The following is a 16,319-nucleotide window of genomic DNA, read 5'->3' as shown; positions in this document are numbered from 1 at the left end:
CTGATGAGTGATCAATTGCCGGTACTGGAAGATGAACTGGAAAACGGGGAAGGTAGTGAGGAACTATACGAAAGGGTGAACCTTGTGGTAGACAAGGGGCAGGAGCCTATACGGATAGACAAGTTCATCCAGAACCGCATTGAAGGTGCCACCCGCAGTAAAGTACAGCAGGCTATTGAAGCAGGCATGGTGCTGGTGAACGATAAACCCACCAAAGCCAACTATAAAGTGCGGCCCCTGGACCGCCTCATCGTTTATTCCAACAGGAGCCCTGAAAGCAATGAGATCATCCCGGAGAATATTCCCCTGAACATTGTATATGAGGATGAAGATGTAATGGTGATCAATAAACCGCCCGGTATGGTAGTACATCCCGGTTCCGGTAATCCCAACGGTACATTGGTGAATGCACTGGCCTATTACCTTAGCGAGGATAAAGAAAATGTGGTGGAAACCATCCCCCGCTTCGGGCTGGTACACCGGATAGATAAAAATACCAGCGGCCTGCTGGTGATTGCCAAATCAGAAAAAGCGATGACAGACCTGGCCAAACAATTCTTTGACCATACCGTTAACAGGCGTTATATGGCATTGGTATGGGGTGATTTTGAAGAAGATAAGGGTACGGTGGAAGCACATGTGGGCCGCCATCAGCGTCTCCGCAAGATCATGGATGTTTTCCCGGATGGGGAACACGGCAAGGAAGCCATCACCCATTACGAAGTGCTGGAACGTTTTAACTATGTGACCCTCATTGCCTGCAAGCTGGAAACCGGCCGTACGCACCAGATCAGGGTACATATGCAGCATATCCGCCACCCCTTGTTCAATGATGAAACCTATGGCGGGGACCGCATTGTTAAAGGTACCGTATACACAAAATATAAGCAATTCATAGACAACTGTTTTGAGGTAATGCCAAGGCATGCCCTGCATGCCCAGACTTTAGGCTTTATCCACCCCAAAACCCGTAAACCTATGCTGTTTGAAAGCGAACTGCCAGCCGATTTCACGGCCGTTTTAGAGAAATGGAGAAGATATAAACGCCGGGAGGAGGATTGAGTGTAATTTTTAGGGGATTATTCCGTTAGATAGGTCGTCTCGCTTAATTTTCAAAAATACTATACAAACCAAAATCAGCCTATGCACCTGCGTTTCATCTTAATTTCATATTAATTATTTTATTAAAAACATTCTACATATCATTTTTTCTACTAATTTAGTAGCATAATGCGTCCCAAGAAAAACCTTGCCCGTATCCTGACTATTCTGTTCCTGGCTTTCTTTGCTATTAATATAGCCAGAGCCGGTAACCGTCCCCTACTCACTAATTTTACCTATAGCACCACCTGCCTGAACGATACTGTACGATTCAGGATCACTGACGACATCACTACCATTGATTCCGTGAAGTGGTATTTTGTGAGTCCGCCAGCCTTGCCTATAGATTCTTCCAATAGTATAGACAGTGCCAAGTATGTATATAAAACACCCGGTACCTATACCATTACATTGAAAGCATACCGCGGAGGTGTGGAAGATATCACTACGATGTCTATCACCATTGCTGCCCGTTTAGGTATTGACCTGGGGCCAGACCTTACACTTTGTGAGAATGGCACCACTACTTTAACGGCACCTAATATTCCCGGTGCTACTTATACCTGGTATTATTTAGAAGATACTGTTCCCGGCACAAATACCTTTGTTGTTTCACAAATGGCTACCTACCATGTGGCCATCAACGGATGCCGGGAAATAGATTCGGTGAATGTGTTCTATTCCCCGATCCCTGATTTTGACCTGGGGCCGGACAGAACTTTGTGTACGGATGAATTGCTTACACTGGATGCCACTGCGCAAAACGCCACCTATGTGTGGAGCACAGGAGAAACCACGCCAACTATTGTAGCCAGCGGCGTCAGCAGAACCTACTCTGTGGTTGCTACTGTTGCCGGTTGCGGTGACTTTACAGACCAGGTGACCATCAACTTCACCGGCTTACCTTATCCTTACAGTCTGGGCCCGGATACATTGCTTTGCCCCGGGGAATCTGTGATACTGGATGCAACAAAACCAGAAGGTTCGAGTTATACCTGGAATACCGGTTCAAGACAACCAAGGATCAATGTGAGCAGGAGCGGTGAGTATTCTGTGTTCATGACCGTTAACGGCATCTGCGATGTGGTGGATACTATTGAAGTACGTTACAGCCGCTTAAGGGATTTCAGTTTAGGAAATGATACCACCTTGTGTTACCCTAACTTCCTGGTGCTGAGTGCGGATTTTGGAACGGGTAATTATCTCTGGCAGGATGGATCAGACCAGGCCACTTATCATGTGGATAGTAGCGGATATTACAATGTTACGGTACAGATAGGCAGATGTATTGAAAGGGATACGATAAGGGTTGATTTCCAGGATAGCCTGAGAGTAACCCTGGGAGAAGATTCTATGCTTTGCGTGGGAGAAACACTCACTTTATTACCGCGTGGTGCAGGTACAAATTATAAATGGCAGGACAGTACTTCCACTTCCACCTTCCTGGTTTCACAACCCGGCATTTATGCAATTGTTGCCAGCAATGTATGTAACAGGGCTACAGACTCTGTGAATATCTACTACCAGGAATGTAATTGCACACTTTTCTTACCAACGGGTTTCAGTCCGAATGGGGATGGGCGGAATGATCTATTCCGGCCGGTGTACCGATGTATCTTAGGTAAATACAAATTAGCCATCTACAACCGCTGGGGAGATTTCATCTTCTTCACCTCAGATCCCGGTGTTGCCTGGACGGGTATGCATAACGGGCAAATGGCGCCTGTTGGCACCTACGTTTGGACTGTTGAATATGTGGATGAATTAAATCAGAAATTCTACCAGAAACGAGGCACTGTTACTTTGATACGATAAACTAAGTGATCAGCTAATAATTGCTAAATCTGTTCGTTTATGATGCAGTTATTGTTCGCTTTTGAATTCAGTGAACTTTGCTGTAAAATCTGCTGTTTCGCGCTTTTTGAAAGGTACATTCCAGGTACCTGCGTAAGTGATCAGGGCGGGTAATAAGAGGTCGCCTTTCTTCGTCATCTGTACATTCATGCGTACATTAAAATCGAAGATCATGGTTTTGTAGGAGAGAGAATATTTGCGGCCTACGATCTCCATGGTTTCTTTATCAAAATAGGTGATCAGTTCGTTGATCACAATTTCTGCACGGTCTATACTATTGAGGTTCTTCCGCATGATGGCGCTGAATACATAACAATCTGTGCCGGTATATGCTTCCGAGGTGACGGAAAAATCATAATACTTCATGAGGTCCCTATCGAAGATGGCTACTTTATTTCCCACGATAGGTACGCCAGTGATGGGTTTCCCGGGATTAAAGATCAATTGTTTCAACTGGTTCTTATGCCGGGCAAGGCTTCCTTTGCCGGAGCTTCCTTTGCTGGATCCTCCGTCTTCCCCGCAAACGGTGCCGTGTGTGAAAAAGAGATTGGCGTAGAGTTCTGCGGTGTAGTAATTATAGTCGCCTTTTTTGGTGTAGAAATTACCGGTGGTCTTTTCGTCTATCACTTCCATTTTGCGGCAGTTGCCGGTCATGATCTGGCGGGTGTGGCTTTTGAGGGAAGCGATGGTCTTTCCTCCTTTTTTATCTGTTACACGAATGTCGTTATCTGCTGTAAAGCCTACCAGGCGGAGGTTTTTGAATGCGCGGTAGAAAGTGGTATCCTCTTCTACCCTTTTGATGAAGCCGGCCACGTCAAAGCCTATACGTTTCGCTTTCACCACTACTTCGTCCAGGTTAATGGTCATGCCTTTGTATTTAAAAGCAGTATCCTGGGAAAATAAAGGTGTGCAACAGAACAAAAGTAATAACAGTAGCAGAAACTTGCGCATCCGGCAAATTTAAGGAAATTCAGGCTTATGAGATGGGGAGGGAAGTAAGTTTTATCAGCTGGATACTTTACCGGCTACGTACATAGCGGTAAGTGTTGGTGTTGGGCTACCACCTTTCTTTTCAAGGGTAACGGCAAACATTTGCGCGCCTTCAATGGCTTTCATTTTCTGGAAGCCTTTAGCGGTATCGCCCATTTCGAACACACCTGCATCTACCGGTACGCCATTTACGATGGCCCAGAGTTGGTACTGTTGATCTGCAGCTGGTTCAGGGAGATTATTAACAGTGAGCATCACGTCTTTGGTCTTCGGGTTCCAGAAAACAGTAGCCAGTAGATTGGGCCTGTCTTTGGATGCCGTGAACATACGCACTGCTTTCACATCCGGGTTGCGCATCATCGCGAGCATATCATCGGATTGTTTCATCTTCGTCTGATATACTTCACTTTGTGCGAGTACCTTGGTCTGGTCTACAAGCAGCGCTTCATATTTACCTTTCCATTCTTTGGAACTGTTCAGGTAAGTGACGTTGAATGCGATACTGGTGATCAGGCCTGCGATGGCTGCAGCAGCTACCCACTGCCATTTGCGTGCAGCGGAGATCACCCTTGCAGGTTTATCTTCATCTGCATATGCATCTTCATATAAGCTGGCCGGTACAGAAGAACCGCTAACCGGTACTGCTGTTTCCACACCTTCATTATTCACGATCTGGAAAACCCTGTCTTTCACAGTAGCAGGAGGCGGAACCGCCTGCATCTGGATATAGCGCTCCATATCAAGCTGAGCAGCATCTGCCGCAGCTTTTATTTCCGGATATTGGGCCATCGCAGCGTTCAGCTCCCGGACCTCCTGGTCCGTAGCTAAGCCAGCCACGTAGCTTTCAATTATTCCGGATGATATGTAACGTTGTACATCCACTTTTACTAAATCGTTTTTAGAATATTTCTAAGTTGAATAATCGCGTTTCTCATTCTGGTCTTCACGGTACCCAAAGGAATATCCAGCACCTTGGCTATTTCTTCCTGGGTGCAACCTTTGTAATAAGCTAGGTCAATAATGATTCGTTGTTCTTTGTTGAGCTTTTCCAACACCTTGGTGAGGCCCAGGTGATCCACGGAGGGATGAACCGTTAAGTGACTTGTATGATGATATACGTCATTACTGAGCTCCTGGATTTTTTGATCCAGCTTGTGGGCTTTAGAGCGTAATGAATCTATAGCAGAATTGCGGGCAATATTGAGCATCCAGGTAAAGAGACGCCCTTTCTCTGTGTCATATTTTTCTATGCTCCGCCAAATTTTCAGAAAGACTTCCTGGAGAACATCGCTTGCCGCGGCTTCGTCGTTGAGGACTTTAAGAACTACCCCGTAGAGAGCGGGAGAATAGTTGTCATACAGGTAACCAAATATTACCTGATCCCGGTCTTTAAGACCCTGGACCAATTCGGCTTCAGTGTATGTGTTTGCAGTTCCCAAATGTAATTATCGAAAATAGTGGCACTAAAATAGGGAAAATTATTACAATATAAAATTCTTAGGCATAATAATTTTAAATAGCTGTTAAAGAATAGCTAAAATGAAACAGGGACCGGTAATAACCGGTCCCTGACAAATATGCTGGAAGAAATTTAACTATTTAGCGAAGGTCATCTTATAATCCACCTTGATCTTTCCTTTGGAAATATCGTCCAGCCTGCTTTTTAACAGGCGCTTTTTCAATGGTTTAAGGTAGTCGATGAACAGTTTTCCTTCTATATGATCATATTCATGGAAGATCACGCGGGCGGTGATACCATGGAATGTTTTTTCGTGTTCTTTAAAGTTTTCGTCCACATAACGGATAGTCACCTTTTCAGGGCGGTATACGTCTTCCCGGATCTTGGGGATGCTCAGGCAACCTTCCTGGTAAGGCCATTCTTCTCCTTCTGTTTCAACGATCCTTGCATTGATGAACACTTGTTTAATACCCAGGTCACCGGGGTAAGCGTTCACTTCATCTTCTTCAAGATTATTGATAATCTGTTCACTATCAATGACGAAGAGGCGGATGGGTTTGTTGATCTGTGGTGCTGCGAGCCCTACCCCACTGGAGGCATACATGGTTTCCCACATATTATCGATCAGCGTTTGCAGACCTGGATAATCGGGGGTGATATCCTGGCTTACTTCTCTTAAAACCTGGCTGCCGTAGGCGACTATTGGTAATATCATCTGGTAAATTGATCAAAATTTGAAAGCAAAAGTAAGGTTTTTTCAGCTAGCGGTATGCTGCAGGTATTCCTGCAGGATGATCGTTGCGCTGATCTCATCCACCAAACCCTTATTCTGCCTGTCTTTTTTCTTCATTCCACTATCCAGCATACTCTGAAAAGCCATCTTTGAGGTGAAACGTTCATCTACTTTTTTCAGCGGCATATCCGGAAAATGTTTCTGCAGAATGCGGATGCATTCTTCCACCAGCGCCGTAGCATCTGTGGCACTGCCATCCAGGTTACGCGGCAGGCCTATCAGGATGAGCTCCACCGGCTCTGCTGCAAAGTATTTTTTGAGGTAAGGGATCAGTTCATGTGAAGGAACTGTGCCCAGCCCACTGGCTATGATCTTCAGCGGATCCGTCACCGCCAGCCCTGTTCTTTTTTTCCCGTAATCGATAGCCATTATCCTGGGCATATTCCTATTGATTTAATATAAACATATCTGCAATGGCAAACACGGCAAAAACCACGCTTGCGATACCATTCGTTGTCATAAAAGCCAGGTTCACCCGGGAAAGATCGTTGGGTTTTACCAGCCTGTGCTGCATAAATAACATCAGGATAAAAACACCGGCACCTATCCAGTACAGCCAGTGAAAACCTCCCAGCAGTCCAATGGTAACAGCCAATCCGGCCGCCACCAGGTGTAATGCTTCTGAAAACCGCAGCCCTCCTGCTTTCCCTAACCAGGCAGGAATAGAATGCAATTGCTGCGATTTGTCGAACTCCTCATCCTGTAAAGCATAGATGATATCAAAACCGGATACCCAGCACAATACCAGGAAACTCAGCAGAACAGGCAATACCGCAAAACGGCCGGTCACTGCCAGAAATGCCCCGATGGGTGCAAGCGACAGGCCAATACCGAGTATCAAATGGCACAATGCCGTAAAACGTTTGGTATAGCTATAACCCAATACAACGATCAGGGCTATGGGAGATAAAAAGAAACATACGGGATTGATGAACCAGGTGCTGGCCATGAACAACACTGCATTGCCGATCACGAAATATAAAGCATTGGAAGCGGAAATGATGCCGGCAGGGATCTCTCTTTGTGCGGTACGGGGGTTCTTTTTATCAAAATCCGCATCCAGCCAGCGGTTGAAAGCCATGGCCGCACTGCGTGCGAAGACCATGCAAAGTACCACCAGTAAAAGTTTGGTCCAGTTGAATGAATACCCTGCCCAGGTCACTGCCAGGAAGAATCCGATCATGGCAAAGGGCATGGCAAAAATGGTGTGGCTGAATTTTACGAGCGACAGGTAATTCCGGATAACAGGTGAACTCATATGGCTAGTTTTCAGTTTTTAATTTACAGAACAGGTCCCAAATTACGATACCTGTGCTCACGGAAATGTTAAGCGAGTGTTTCATTCCCAGTTGCGGTATCTCGATACAACCATCCACCAGTTTCATTACTTCCGCATCCACGCCGGAAACTTCATTGCCAAATACCAGTGCCAGCGGCGTCTGCGAAGGTTTAAAGCTATCCAGCATCACACTTTGTGCTGCCTGCTCGATGGCCATAATGGTATATCCCTCTTCTTTTAACGCATTCACCGCTTCCACGGTTGTGGCAAAATACTGCCATTCCACTGTTTCTGTAGCACCGAGGGCAGTTTTCTGAATATCCCTGTGCGGTGGAACGGGGGTATACCCACATAATATAATACCCTGTACCAGAAAGGCGTCTGCCGTTCTGAATACAGATCCTACATTGTGCATGCTCCGTACATTATCCAGCACGAGCACCAGCGGGGTTTTGTCTGCCGCCTTAAACTCGCTGACCGTTTTCCGGCCCAGTTCATGCATGTTCAATTTACGCATCCTGCAAAGATAGTTGAAGCCCGGTTAATGCGGGCACCCTGTTTTGATCGGGTCATTAATTGTCTTTTCTACTATATTTGCCGCATGGCTAAAAGCAAATCGGAAGAAACACCCCTCATGGCGCAGCATAAGGCTATTAAGGCCAAATATCCTGATGCAGTGCTGCTTTTCAGGGTGGGGGATTTTTATGAAACATTCAATGAAGATGCTGTAATAGCTTCCAAGGTATTAGGTATTGTACTCACTAAAAGGGCCAATGGCAGTGCTGCTTATATAGACCTGGCCGGCTTCCCTTACCATTCGCTGGAAACCTACCTGCACAAATTGGTGAAGGCAGGTCACCGCGTGGCTGTTTGCGATCAGCTGGAAGACCCTAAAACGGTGAAAGGGATTGTGAAACGGGGTGTAACAGAAATGATCACTCCCGGTGTGGCGGTGAACGACAAGCTGCTGGAAAACAGCACGAACAACTTCCTGGCTGCGGTACATTTTGGATTGAATAACACCGGCGTGGCTTTCCTGGATATTTCCACCGGGGAATTATTTGCTGCGCAGGGCAGTACGGAATACATCGATAAATTACTACAAAGCTTCCGCCCCGCGGAGGTGATCTTTGCCAAGCAACAGCAAAAACATTTCAGGCAAACGTTCGGTTCCCGCTTCTATACCTACACACTGGAGGAGTGGATCTTTACGAATAATTATGCCCGCGAGGTACTGCATAAACACTTCGGGACACATTCCCTCAAAGGATTTGGTGTGGAAGACCTCACTGATGCGGTGATTGCCGCAGGTGCCACCATGCACTATCTGAAAGATACGGAACACCCTCACCTGCAGCATATCACTGCCATTCAACGGATAGACCAGGATGATTTCCTCTGGATGGACCGCTTTACCATCCGTAACCTGGAACTGCTGCAAAGCACGGTGGAGCAGGGAAAATCCCTCATTGGCACCCTCGACAACACACTCACGCCAATGGGTGCACGTTTATTGAAACGCTGGATCGTATTTCCCCTGCGTGATCTCACACGCATTCACGAAAGGCTGGATACGGTGGAAGACCTGATCAAAGAAGCTGACCGGACCCATGCCCTGCAGCAACATCTCAAATCAGTGGGTGACCTGGAACGGCTGGTGTCTAAAATTCCTCTGCGGAAGATCAATCCAAGGGAGGTGATGCAACTGGCGCGTTCCCTGCAACAGGTGACGGCTATTAAAGAGCTGCTTTCCAATGCGGGCACCGGACTTTTACAGGAATTACATGGGTTGCTGGATCCCTGTTTTACTATCCTCGAAAAGATCCTGGCTGAAATATCAGATAACCCTCCGGTACTGGCTAATAAAGGTGGTGTGATCCGGGAAGGTGTTCATGCTGAATTAGATGATCTGCGGGCCATCGCTACTTCCGGTAAGGAATATCTCCTGCGCATTCAGCAGCAGGAATCTGAGGCTACGGGTATTCCTTCCCTTAAAGTGGCTTTTAATAATGTATTCGGTTATTACCTGGAAGTAACCAATACCCACAAGAATAAAGTACCTGCCAACTGGATCCGTAAACAAACGCTGGCCAATGCAGAAAGATATATCACACCGGAACTGAAAGAATACGAAGAGAAGATCACCGGTGCGGAAGATAAGATACAGGTGCTGGAAATACAATTGTATGATGCATTGCTGCTTGCGTTGCAGGAATACATTCTTCCCATTCAGCGTAATGCGCAGGCGCTTGGCCGCCTGGATTGCCTGCTTTGCTTTGCGCATAATGCCGTTCAATTTAAATACCGCCGTCCGAATGTTACGGATGCGTACTTTATTGATATTAAAGATGGAAGGCATCCTGTAATTGAACAGGGGCTGCCTACCGGAGAGGCTTATGTTACCAATGATCTGCTGTTGCATCAGAATGAACAGCAAGTGATCATTCTCACCGGGCCCAACATGAGTGGTAAATCTGCTTTATTAAGACAAACTGCGCTGATCACTTTGATGGCGCATATGGGTAGTTTTGTGCCTGCTTCCGCTGCAGAGATCGGGCTGACGGATAAGATATTCACGCGTGTAGGAGCTTCTGATAACCTGAGTGGTGGGGAAAGTACTTTCATGGTGGAAATGAATGAAACGGCGAGTATCATTAATAACCTTACACCGAGGAGCCTGATCATCCTGGATGAAATTGGCCGGGGTACCAGTACATATGATGGGATCTCTATTGCCTGGAGCATTGTGGATTACCTGCATGATATGACGCCTCACCGGCCTAAAACATTATTTGCCACGCACTATCATGAGTTGAATGAGCTGGAAAATAAGCACAGCCGGGTGAAGAATTTTCATATCACCAATAAAGAAGTGGGGAATAAGATCATCTTCCTTCGCAAACTGGCGCCTGGAGGTAGCAGGCATAGCTTTGGTATTCATGTGGCGAAGATTGCAGGAATGCCTCCGCAGTTGATCGATAGGGCGAATGAGATACTTACACAGTTGGAAAGTCAGCATATTGCGGCGCCTATGGAACAGATTGCTGCGCCGATTCAGAAAGTGCAGCTGAGTATTTTTGATGCGCATAGTGATACTTTCAAGGATATAAGGGAGAAGCTGGAGTCTGTTGATATTAACAGGTTGACGCCGGTAGAGGCTTTGTTGAAATTGAGTGAGATTAAGGAGTTGTTGCAGTAGGTTGAGAGCCAGCGAAAATCCTTTATAAAATAAAAAAAGCCGTCTCCTTCGAGACGGCTTCTCTTTTTTCAAGATCACTGTTTATCCCACCATACGCGTCCGGTCAGCTGGTTAGGGCTGCCGTACTCACCACTCGTCTGCATTTCAGCGAGGGCGTTATTGTAGTTCGTTATGTTCAATGAATTGGGGATCGGTAATTGCCAGCGGCGGGGGATTGCACCTTCCACACCACCGATCATTACTGGCTCCATTGGTAAGATGCCACCTTGTTTTGGAATACCCAGCCTTTTCCAGCTACCCCATGCTTCCCATGGAGATTTGAAATGGTTCAGGAAATTCTGCACGCCGATCTTTTCCAGCTTCTGCTCATCCGTTCCTGCGAAAGCGATATCCGCATTTTGCAGGTAGGTATCTATCTCTGCAGGCGTTACGGCACTGTATTCTACAACACCTGCAATCTTACCCATAGCATCGTAGGCCTGGATAGAAGCAGTTACACCTTTGTCATACCATGTTTTTGCATCCTGTGTGATAATGTTACGCACAGCGAGTTCGGACATGATGAAGCAGTATTCTGCATATGTGAGCAAAGGTTGTGTGTACTGGCCATTTGCACCACCATCGCCGGAAAGATCAAACAGCCTGTTCTGATATTGAGATAATGTATCTACTGTTACATTTTCTTTTCTTCCATCTGCAAATACAAGGCTGTAAGTTTTTGTACCAAAGAGGTTCACGTTTGCAGGCAGGCTCACGGCATCAGGACTAACCGGTAAACCCACATAACGTTCCGGGTTGTACACAGCTGTTTCAGGAAAACCGCCACCCAGTTTAATATAATCGAAACGTTCCTTCGTCATGCCATTCTTTTTATAGAACAGGCGAAGACGCGGATCCGTATGCGTACGCAGGAAGTTCAGCATATTACGGCCGGCTGCACTGGAATTATTTCCCTGGGAACCCCAGTTACCGCCACGGGCAAAGTTTGTTCCGGAGATGAATTTCCATTCCTCCTCGTTGCTGGTGTATACACCGCCTGCGCTGGCGAGTACATCATCCACGATCTGTTTTGTTTTGGCAGCATTCCGCTTCAGTAAACGCATCGCGATCTTTAACCGTAGTACGTTAGCAGTTTTAGCGTAATTAGCAGTTGCCGTGGCTGCATTGGTATAGAACATATCGTATGTGCCATAAGATATTTGCCCCGCTGCAGGTTTCACCAGGGAATCCACTGCACCTTTCAGCTCTGTGTCCAAAGTGGCAAATAGTTTCTCCTGGCTATCATATACCGGTGTGAAATTAGCTGTTTCGCGTGCTCTAAGTGCTTCTGTGTATGGAATAGAACCATTCACATCAGACACACGGAATGCGGCAAATGCTTTATGGATCCGTGCAATCGCAATGAGGTTACGGTACTGGCTGCGATCTGCTTCCGGCATTTTACCCACGATCTTTTCGATCTCTACGAGGTTACGGCCGATGTTTGTATAGAAAGCCTGGTAATAATCGTTCACATTCTGTGCACCGAACATACCAGCCACATTACCTGCAGGAAAAGCTACTGTGAACTGCATCCAGCGCATCAGGTAACCATAATTATCATAATACCAGTCGAAATCCCTGTCTACCATTGCCTTCTGGGAAGAAGTGATCATATATTCAGGCGGCAGTGTGGGAGATACTTCCGGGTCTGTATTGTATTCAGCAAAATTCTTTGTACAAGCGCTCGCAAAGGTTGCGATGGCCAATACGCCGATGCCTAATTTATGTTTGATATTCATCATCATCCTTTTTGAAAATTAGAAACCAAGTTGAACCGTTATTGCCATGTTGCGGATAAAAGGCGCACCACCATATTCAGAGAAAGCGAAAGTGCTGTTGTTACGCAGACTTTCCGGGTTGATGTTATCCGGCAGGTTGTTGAACAGGTAACCGAGGTTACGGCCTACCAGCATCACACGTGCTTTCGTCAGTTTCAGGCGTTCGATCATCTTAGCAGGGAAAGTATAACCCAGGGAAACTTCGCGCAGCGCTACATAAGACGCATCAAATACAGAAGCCTGGCGGATACCGATACCCCACTCTCCTATCATGCTGTAATACTGATAAGGTGTTAAAGGATTTACATAACCTTTATCATATGCTTCACGGTAGCTCATGCCGCTAATGTCCTGTGTTTTACCAGTAGCGGTTGTTCCTTTCATACCAGCACCAAACACCCCATCCGGGATCATACCATCGTTACGTTGCACACCCTGATCATCTGTCCATGCCAGGCCACCTGATGCGGCATCACGGCCAGGCAATGTGCTTTCAACTGTACCACGGCCAGTTCCGTATTGGTGAGAAGCAGAGAAGATATCTCCTCCCACACGTGCCTGCAGCAATACGCTCAGGTTCCAGTTCTTGTAAGTGAAGTTGTTGCTCAGGCCCAGGTTGAAATCAGGCGTGATGTTACCCACTTCAGCATAACTGCGTTTGTATTGAACCGGAAAGGAAGTAGATGTTTCAATAACGGGTTTACCGTTCTTGGTTGGATCAGTAGACTTATAAGGCGTGTAACCGTAGTTGGTCACCAGCACACCATATGGACGGCCCACTTGTGCAATTACACGTACGTCCTGGTCGTTGCCCATTTCGTAGGTGTTCACACCGGGCGTGAGTTCAACGATCTTATTGGTGTTGCGGCTACCGTTCAGGTTTACATCCCACTGGAAGTTTTTGCCCTGGACCGGACGGCCATTGATGGCGATCTCAATACCCTGGTTCTGGAAGTTACCGGCGTTGATGAATTTATTCTTCACACCGGATTCAGTAGGTACATCCAGTTTCAGGATCTGATCTTTGATGTTTGTTTTATACAATGCCACATCCAAACCGATCCTGTTGTTGAGGAACCTCACATCGGCGCCCACTTCAAAAGAGTGCGCCATGGAAGGTTTCAGGTTATCATTCGGATATGTGTCTTTGTTGTAAGGATAATAGAGGTATCCGCTGTTCGGACCACCATTCCATATTTCTTCCATGATGTATCCGCTGTTCAGCTGGAATGGATCAGTGTCTCCACCCACTACTGCATAAGAGGCCCTTACTTTACCATAAGAAATCCAGGAAGGCAGTTGTGATTTATAGGTTTCAGTGAACTCCCATGCAGCACTTACTGAAGGATAGAAGTAAGAGTAGTTACCACCACCCAATGGATAAGCGAGTGCAGAAGACCAGTCGTTACGGCCTGTTACATCCAGGAAGAAAGCGTTCTTATAAGAAAGGCTGGCGGATGCGAACACAGCATTGATCTGTTTGCGGGCCAGGTTTTTATTATTACGTGTATCAACAGGGCCGATGCTGTTGCTCACAGTGAACTTACCGGGGATCAAAAGACCATTGGTAGTTCTGGCGCTGTATTGGTTACCGATGCCGGAGTTCCAGGTTTCAGCACCGAGGTTTACATTCAGGCTGAAGTCATCGTTCAGCTTGGGTGTGAACATAGCCATACCGGTGAAAGTATATTGGGTTTTGTTGATACCGGAGTAGGCATACAAACCACGTGAGCCGCCAAAATTAACACCCCAGCCCAGTTCACGGCGATCGTCTTTATTCTGTTCATTACTGAAAGTACCACGCACGAGGAATTTCAGCCAGTCTGTTGCTGTTGCGTTGAGGGAGAGATTTCCCATCATCAGGTTTTCGTTATGCATCCACCTGTCGTTGTTCAATGCAAACCAGTAGTCAGCACCAGGATAAGAACCGAGGTAATCCATCAGGTCCTGTTTACCGGGAGTGGGTCCAAGATAGCGGGCGCTCCAGTAAGCGGGATCGTAGTTACGAGGGAATACATAGATCCATTTACGGCCAATGTTCTGGCTGGTATAGTCACCTCCCTGTGCGGTAGGATTGAGTGTTTTGGAGAATGAATAGGTAAAGCCGCCTTCTGCGCTGAGCCATTTAGAGAGTACGGCAGAAGTTTTCAGGGAGAAGTTGTCTCTGGAGAATTTGTTGTTCGGCATTACGCTGTTGTTATCCAGGTGAGAATAGGAAAAGCGGAAGTTTGCTTTATCTGTTCCACCTTCCACAGCCACATTCGTATTGGAATATTTTCCAAGCTGGTAGCCATCTGTGGCATTATCCGGCATGGGGCTGTAAGGAACGATATCACCATTGGGGAGTTTAGCCATTTGGCCCTGCATTTTAGGACCAAAGCTGTTACCGCCGGGAACGATCACATCATTACCCTGTGCATCCTTGGTGAACTTACCATCTGTTCCGCCGCCATATACATTCTGCAATGCGATAGGGCCACGGTATACATGTTCGAACTGAACCGTCTGACTAACATCTACACCAAGACCTTTACGGGTGAGGCCTTTTTTGGTGGTGATGAGGATGGCGCCGTTGATAGCACGTGACCCATATAATGCAGTAGCGGCTGCACCTTTCAGTACAGACACTGTTTCAAAATCGTCCGGGTTAAAATTCTTCAGTACGTTACCAAAGTTTACGGCATTATCTGCGTCTTCATTTTCGAAGATCACACCATCTATAATAAAGATGGGTTGGTCTTTACCGTTCAGTGATTTGGCACCGCGAAGTACGATACGATTAGCAGCCTGCGGACCTCCGGCAGCTCCGGAAATGTCCACCCCTGCTACTTTCCCCTGCAATGCAGCAACTGGGTTCACGGAGTTGGTGCGGGTAAGTTCGGAGCCTTTCAGTTCCGTCATAGCGTAACCGAGTTTGCGGGCTTCGCGTTTAATACCCAATGCTGTTACTACTACTTCATTCAGATTCTTGGAATCTTCTTTCAGTATAACAGCAAGCGGGCCATCTGCTACCTGTACTTCCTGGGCAGCATATCCGATAAATGAAAAAATGAGTGTGGCAGAAGCGGGTACATTGATTTTAAAAGACCCGTCTGCAGCTGTTAATACACCATTCTGCGTACCTTTTTCCTTAACGGTAACACCTGGTAAGAGGGTGCCGTTTACATCCCTGACCGTACCGGCAACTGCCTTTTTCTCCTGTGCCCAAACGTGGGGGGCAAAGCAGAAAGTCAGTAACGTGGCGAGAAGAATAATCCTGCGCATAGCTTCCTTAGATTTTAATTGTGAATGCGTGATCAATAGACAATAGTTATCCATTACTGGTTGATAGCTGATGTTAAAGCATCCGCTGCAAGTCAATACAATTTCATACCGTGACGCGGTTATTTGCGCACAGTCCACATACAGGTTGATAAATGGGAGTGATTAGATTGCTACCTGAATCCTTTTCTTTGTTTCCGTACTACGTTATCTCCGAAACCTGCTAATAAAACGATTTAGCATTCTACCAATAAAAAAAACCTGTGATCACCAACCTCAACACTTTCAATAAACACGCACAGATTTGGTTCAGAAAAACGAACGCATGCAAACTAGCGAATCTTGTTAAAGGAGCAAAAGAAAATTTAACTTTTTTTTGATGATGTGTTAAGATGTACATCACATTTCGCAAAATAACATCATCAGGTGAGAATATTATATAGGCATCAACGTGATGCATGAAATAAAAAAATATTACTTCCTGTGTGCAATAAAAATGCTGCGGATTTTTATTGCATGGGAGCGTATCCTATTTATCAGTAGATGAAAATATCATAAAAACC

The 16,319-nt window shown here is 46.3% G+C and carries 12 protein-coding genes; 3 read left to right on the top strand and 9 right to left on the bottom strand.

The window, feature by feature from the left end; genetic code table 11:
* Window positions 1-3: 3 nt before the first annotated feature.
* Window positions 4-1,062, top strand: coding sequence for an RluA family pseudouridine synthase (locus AAHN97_RS03140; RefSeq protein ID WP_343306102.1), 1,059 nt, complete (start codon window positions 4-6; stop codon window positions 1,060-1,062).
* Window positions 1,063-1,230: 168 nt separating this feature from the next.
* Complete coding sequence (locus AAHN97_RS03135; protein ID WP_343306101.1) at window positions 1,231-2,916, top strand: gliding motility-associated C-terminal domain-containing protein; 1,686 nt, start codon at window positions 1,231-1,233, stop codon at window positions 2,914-2,916.
* A gap of 48 nt (window positions 2,917-2,964) precedes the next feature.
* Here AAHN97_RS03135 and AAHN97_RS03130 read toward each other — a convergent pair whose 3' ends face one another.
* The 7 genes from AAHN97_RS03130 to AAHN97_RS03100 form a co-directional block, all read right to left on the bottom strand.
* Entirely contained in the window at window positions 2,965-3,906 is a 942-nt protein-coding gene (locus tag AAHN97_RS03130) for a hypothetical protein (RefSeq protein WP_343306100.1), read from the bottom strand.
* 54 nt (window positions 3,907-3,960) lie between these two features.
* A complete protein-coding gene (locus AAHN97_RS03125; protein WP_343306099.1) occupies window positions 3,961-4,782 on the bottom strand; it encodes an anti-sigma factor in 822 nt (273 codons plus the stop codon).
* 50 nt (window positions 4,783-4,832) lie between these two features.
* The gene (locus AAHN97_RS03120) at window positions 4,833-5,384 is read right to left on the bottom strand and encodes an RNA polymerase sigma factor (RefSeq protein WP_343306098.1); all 552 of its coding nucleotides are present in this window, start codon (window positions 5,382-5,384) and stop codon (window positions 4,833-4,835) included.
* A 156-nt stretch (window positions 5,385-5,540) separates the two neighbouring features.
* Window positions 5,541-6,119, bottom strand: a complete 579-nt coding sequence (gene def, locus AAHN97_RS03115; RefSeq protein WP_343306097.1) for a peptide deformylase — start codon at window positions 6,117-6,119, stop codon at window positions 5,541-5,543.
* A 42-nt stretch (window positions 6,120-6,161) separates the two neighbouring features.
* Window positions 6,162-6,578 (bottom strand): Holliday junction resolvase RuvX, encoded by a 417-nt coding sequence (gene ruvX / locus AAHN97_RS03110; protein WP_074239802.1) that lies wholly within the window; start codon window positions 6,576-6,578, stop codon window positions 6,162-6,164.
* 4 nt (window positions 6,579-6,582) lie between these two features.
* A complete protein-coding gene (locus tag AAHN97_RS03105; protein WP_343306096.1) occupies window positions 6,583-7,455 on the bottom strand; it encodes a UbiA-like polyprenyltransferase in 873 nt (290 codons plus the stop codon).
* A gap of 4 nt (window positions 7,456-7,459) precedes the next feature.
* Entirely contained in the window at window positions 7,460-7,993 is a 534-nt protein-coding gene (locus tag AAHN97_RS03100; protein ID WP_343306095.1) for an RNA methyltransferase, read from the bottom strand.
* An 84-nt stretch (window positions 7,994-8,077) separates the two neighbouring features.
* Between AAHN97_RS03100 and mutS the strand changes: the two genes are divergently transcribed.
* Entirely contained in the window at window positions 8,078-10,675 is a 2,598-nt protein-coding gene (mutS, locus tag AAHN97_RS03095) for a DNA mismatch repair protein MutS (protein ID WP_343306094.1), read from the top strand.
* A gap of 74 nt (window positions 10,676-10,749) precedes the next feature.
* Here the strand turns inward: mutS and AAHN97_RS03090 are convergent, their stop codons facing one another.
* On the bottom strand, window positions 10,750-12,462 hold the full coding sequence (locus AAHN97_RS03090) for a SusD/RagB family nutrient-binding outer membrane lipoprotein (RefSeq protein ID WP_343306093.1): 1,713 nt from the start codon (window positions 12,460-12,462) through the stop codon (window positions 10,750-10,752).
* A gap of 12 nt (window positions 12,463-12,474) precedes the next feature.
* A complete protein-coding gene (locus tag AAHN97_RS03085; protein ID WP_343306092.1) occupies window positions 12,475-15,759 on the bottom strand; it encodes a SusC/RagA family TonB-linked outer membrane protein in 3,285 nt (1,094 codons plus the stop codon).
* Window positions 15,760-16,319 lie beyond the last annotated feature (560 nt).

Source organism: Chitinophaga niabensis (assembly GCF_039545795.1).
Taxonomy (GTDB): Bacteria; Bacteroidota; Bacteroidia; order Chitinophagales; family Chitinophagaceae; genus Chitinophaga; species Chitinophaga niabensis_B.
This window is presented reverse-complemented; position numbering and strand designations above follow the sequence as displayed.

Excerpts from the sequence above, each read along its gene's own strand:
- AAHN97_RS03140 (WP_343306102.1), top strand. The coding sequence starts at position 4 with ATGAGTGATCAATTGCCGGTACTGGAAGATGAACTGGAAAACGGGGAA.
- def (WP_343306097.1), bottom strand. The coding sequence starts at position 6,119 with ATGATATTACCAATAGTCGCCTACGGCAGCCAGGTTTTAAGAGAAGTA.
- mutS (WP_343306094.1), top strand. The coding sequence starts at position 8,078 with ATGGCTAAAAGCAAATCGGAAGAAACACCCCTCATGGCGCAGCATAAG.
- AAHN97_RS03105 (WP_343306096.1), bottom strand. The coding sequence starts at position 7,455 with ATGAGTTCACCTGTTATCCGGAATTACCTGTCGCTCGTAAAATTCAGC.
- AAHN97_RS03130 (WP_343306100.1), bottom strand. The coding sequence starts at position 3,906 with ATGCGCAAGTTTCTGCTACTGTTATTACTTTTGTTCTGTTGCACACCT.
- AAHN97_RS03100 (WP_343306095.1), bottom strand. The coding sequence starts at position 7,993 with ATGCGTAAATTGAACATGCATGAACTGGGCCGGAAAACGGTCAGCGAG.
- AAHN97_RS03135 (WP_343306101.1), top strand. The coding sequence starts at position 1,231 with ATGCGTCCCAAGAAAAACCTTGCCCGTATCCTGACTATTCTGTTCCTG.
- ruvX (WP_074239802.1), bottom strand. The coding sequence starts at position 6,578 with ATGCCCAGGATAATGGCTATCGATTACGGGAAAAAAAGAACAGGGCTG.
- AAHN97_RS03090 (WP_343306093.1), bottom strand. The coding sequence starts at position 12,462 with ATGATGATGAATATCAAACATAAATTAGGCATCGGCGTATTGGCCATC.
- AAHN97_RS03085 (WP_343306092.1), bottom strand. The coding sequence starts at position 15,759 with ATGCGCAGGATTATTCTTCTCGCCACGTTACTGACTTTCTGCTTTGCC.